We start from the raw sequence: 3,302 nt of genomic DNA on the forward strand, positions 1-3,302 counted from the left end.
ATGCCGCCAGCGTTCAATCTGAGCCAGGATCAAACTCTTCAGTTCAATCTCTAACTTTTTCGTACTTCTGGCACGCAAGTCCAAAGAAACTTTCGTTTCCTTCTCTTGCAGTGCAAGTGTTGGCTGCACCAAGCACTCACACCTATCGGTTGTTCGTTCTGTTAAAGAGCAGTGACGTTTCGCGTTGTGTGCGTTGCGTCGAGGTGGCGAACTATACGTTTGCGGCCCGCCTACGTCAACACCCGCCCACACAAAAACCGCAACAAAATCGTCATGCCACTGATTTCATTGCGCATTTCCGTTAAAATAAACCCAGCCTCGCCGGCACGCATGCGACTTTCCTGCCGCCGCACGCCACATATCACTGCCCGGCACAGCCAAATCAGCACCCCAAATCAGCACCTCGGCAAAAGCCATATAAAGAAGGGCACCCCCTGTTCACATCTCAATTAAATGGCAGCCGGAAAAAATTGAATTGTTTCCAGAAAAGGCTTGCATTTTAAAATCGCTCAAATATAATCGCACTCCTATTCCCTGATAGCTCAGTTGGTAGAGCGACGGACTGTTAATCCGCAGGTCGCAGGTTCGAGCCCTGCTCGGGGAGCCATGGAGTGGTAGTTCAGTTGGTTAGAATACCGGCCTGTCACGCCGGGGGTCGCGGGTTCGAGTCCCGTCCACTCCGCCAAAGTTTGGCCCATGTAGCTCAGGGGTAGAGCACTCCCTTGGTAAGGGAGAGGTCGGCAGTTCAATTCTGCCCATGGGCACCAGACAAACAGCCGGATGCATTGCATCCGGCTGTTTTCATTTGCGTGCCACGCAACGCGGCTCAACCCCAGAACACCCGCAGCATCCGCTCCAGCTCGAACCCCAACACCAGCAGCCACGAGAGCATGGCAACCCCCACCCCGGCGGCGGCAATGTCCTTGATGATCTTGATCTTCTGGTTGTGGCGGGTCTCGACGAAGTCGCACAGCGCCTCGATCGCGCTATTCATGATCTCCGCGACGATCACGAGCCCGGTCACCACGATGATCAGCAGCGAGTCGACCCAGTCGCGGGCGTACAGGGCAAAGCCGAGCACCCCCAGCGAAAACAGCAGCTTCCACGCAACGCTGAAGTCGTACAGTACCGCGTAGCGCAGGCCGGAGAGGATGGTGCGCAGCTTGCGCAACGGGTGATACCCCGGCTCGCCGGTACCCAGAAACTTGTGTCGCATCGTGCCTTACCGTGTCCGACCCCGCGCTGCGGGCTGCTCGACTCCCCTGCCCGCACCGAAAATGCAGCACCCCCGCGGTGCGGGGGTGCCTGCCTCATACTTCCCGCACAGGCCTCGCCTCAATCAGCCACCGCAGGCGCGATGCCGAGCATGTCGCAAGCGAGCGCCTCGGCAACCTTGATGCCATCGACGCCGGCCGACAGGATGCCACCCGCGTAGCCTGCGCCCTCGCCTGCCGGGTACAGGCCCTTGACGTTCAGGCTCTGCAAGCTGGCGTCGCGCTTGATGCGCAAGGGGCTGGATGTGCGGGTCTCGACCCCCGTGAGCACCGCGTCGGCCATGTCGTAACCACGGATCTTCTTGGCAAAGGCCGGGATCGCCTCGCGCATCGCCTCGATCGCGAATGCGGGCAAGGTGCCGGACAGGTCGGTCGGGGTCACACCCGGCTGATACGACGGCACCACCGAGCCCAGAGAAGTCGACGCGCGGCCAGCCAGGAAGTCGCCAACCAGTTGCGCAGGCGCGTTGTAGTTGCGCCCGCCCAGCTCGTACGCGCGCGATTCGAGCTCGCGCTGCAGGCGCACGCCGGCCATCGGATCGTCCCCCGGCATGTCTTCCGGGTTGATGTTGACAACCAGCCCCGCGTTGGCGTTGCGCTCGGCGCGCGAGTACTGACTCATGCCGTTGGTGACGACGCGGCCCGGCTCGCTGGTCGCGGCGACCACCTGCCCGCCAGGGCACATGCAGAAGCTGTACACCGCACGGCCGTTGGCGGCCTGGTGCACCAGCTTGTAGTCGGCCGCGCCCAACAACGGGTGGCCGGCATGCGGCCCCCAGCGCACCTCGTCGATCAGCTTTTGCGGGTGCTCGATACGGAAGCCCACCGCGAAGGGCTTGCGCTCCATATACACGCCGCGCCCGTGCAGCATCTCGAAGGTGTCGCGCGCGCTGTGCCCCAGCGCCAGGATCACGTGGCGCGAGGCGAGCGTCTCGCCGTTTTCCAGCACCACGCCAGCGACCGCGTGGCGGCCGTCGCCGGCGTCCTCGAGCAGCACGTCGCCCACTTTGGACTGGAAGCGGATCTCGCCGCCCAGCCGCTCGATCTCGGCGCGGATCTTCTCGACCATGCTGACCAGGCGGAAGGTGCCGATATGCGGGCGGCCGACAAAGAGAATTTCCTCGGGCGCGCCGGCCTTCACGAATTCCTCGAGCACCTTGCGGCCCAAGTGGCGCGGGTCCTTGATCTGGCTATACAGCTTGCCGTCAGAGAAGGTGCCGGCGCCGCCCTCACCGAACTGCACGTTCGACTCGGGGTTGAGTTCGTGGTTGCGCCACAGTTTCCAGGTGTCCTTGGTGCGCTCGCGCACCTTCTTGCCGCGCTCGAGCACGATGGGCCGAAAGCCCATCTGGGCGAGCACCAGCGCGGCGAGGATGCCGCACGGGCCAAAGCCGACCACCAACGGCCGCTCGGCAAGGTCTTTCGGCGCCGCGCCGACAAAGCGGTACGCCATGTCGGGCGTCGCCTGCACATGTGCGTCGCGGGCGAAACGCGCAAGCAGCTTCGCCTCGTTCTTCACTTCGGCGTCGACGATGTAGGTGAGCGCCATCACCTTGCGGCGTGCGTCGAAACTGCGCTTGTAGACGGTAAAGGAGACGAGCTCGGCGTCAGGTACGCCAAGCTTGGCGACGATCGCTGCGCGCAGCGCGTCGTCGGCGTGATCGAGCGGCAGCTTGATCTCGGACAATCGCAACATGGGGGTCAGGCATCCTCAGCCCTGCCCGGCGGGCAAGGCATGCAAAATCAACAAGGTGCGCATTGTAGAAGACGCGCCGCACCTAGGATAGTGGCTAAGAACCTGTTCATGATCTGCTGCGCATCAGCGATACGGCGCCCTCAACGGCTTCGAAATGCTCATGTACGACCTGTACATTCCGCTTTCTCAGCCGTTTTCGCCTTGTGGGGACTTCCAGAAACCTGCCTCCAAGTGAGCAAGTCCTCTTGCTGAGCAAATTTTCCGCAGATTGGCGCAACTGGCGTTGCTGATCCTGCTGTTTTTGCCTCCGAAGCCCGCATTTCGCGGACTCC

3 protein-coding genes and 3 tRNA genes are annotated in these 3,302 nt (G+C 62.2%); 4 read left to right on the top strand and 2 right to left on the bottom strand.

Annotation, left to right across the window (positions count from 1 at the left end):
- The 4 genes from GZH52_RS16735 to GZH52_RS16580 form a co-directional block, all read left to right on the top strand.
- The coding region (locus tag GZH52_RS16735) for a hypothetical protein (protein WP_203525823.1) at nucleotides 1-305 on the top strand (305 nt) is incomplete at its 5' end.
- A gap of 226 nt (nucleotides 306-531) precedes the next feature.
- A tRNA-Asn gene (locus GZH52_RS16570) sits at nucleotides 532-607 on the top strand.
- Between the two features lies 1 nt (nucleotide 608).
- Nucleotides 609-685: transfer RNA gene (locus GZH52_RS16575), tRNA-Asp, on the top strand.
- 7 nt (nucleotides 686-692) lie between these two features.
- Nucleotides 693-767: transfer RNA gene (locus GZH52_RS16580), tRNA-Thr, on the top strand.
- 59 nt (nucleotides 768-826) lie between these two features.
- Here GZH52_RS16580 and GZH52_RS16585 read toward each other — a convergent pair.
- Both GZH52_RS16585 and GZH52_RS16590 read right to left on the bottom strand, forming a co-directional pair.
- A complete protein-coding gene (locus tag GZH52_RS16585) occupies nucleotides 827-1,216 on the bottom strand; it encodes a diacylglycerol kinase (protein WP_163318035.1) in 390 nt (129 codons plus the stop codon).
- 119 nt (nucleotides 1,217-1,335) lie between these two features.
- Nucleotides 1,336-2,970, bottom strand: a complete 1,635-nt coding sequence (locus GZH52_RS16590) for an NAD(P)/FAD-dependent oxidoreductase (protein WP_163318036.1) — start codon at nucleotides 2,968-2,970, stop codon at nucleotides 1,336-1,338.
- Between the last annotated feature and the right edge of the window lie 332 nt (nucleotides 2,971-3,302).

Origin of the sequence: Crenobacter caeni (genome assembly GCF_010435965.1) — a bacterium.
Taxonomy (GTDB): Bacteria; Pseudomonadota; Gammaproteobacteria; order Burkholderiales; family Chromobacteriaceae; genus Craterilacuibacter; species Craterilacuibacter caeni.

Coding starts and splice junctions, on each gene's coding strand:
- GZH52_RS16585 (WP_163318035.1), bottom strand. CDS start 1,216: ATGCGACACAAGTTTCTGGGTACCGGCGAGCCGGGGTATCACCCGTTG.
- GZH52_RS16590 (WP_163318036.1), bottom strand. CDS start 2,970: ATGTTGCGATTGTCCGAGATCAAGCTGCCGCTCGATCACGCCGACGAC.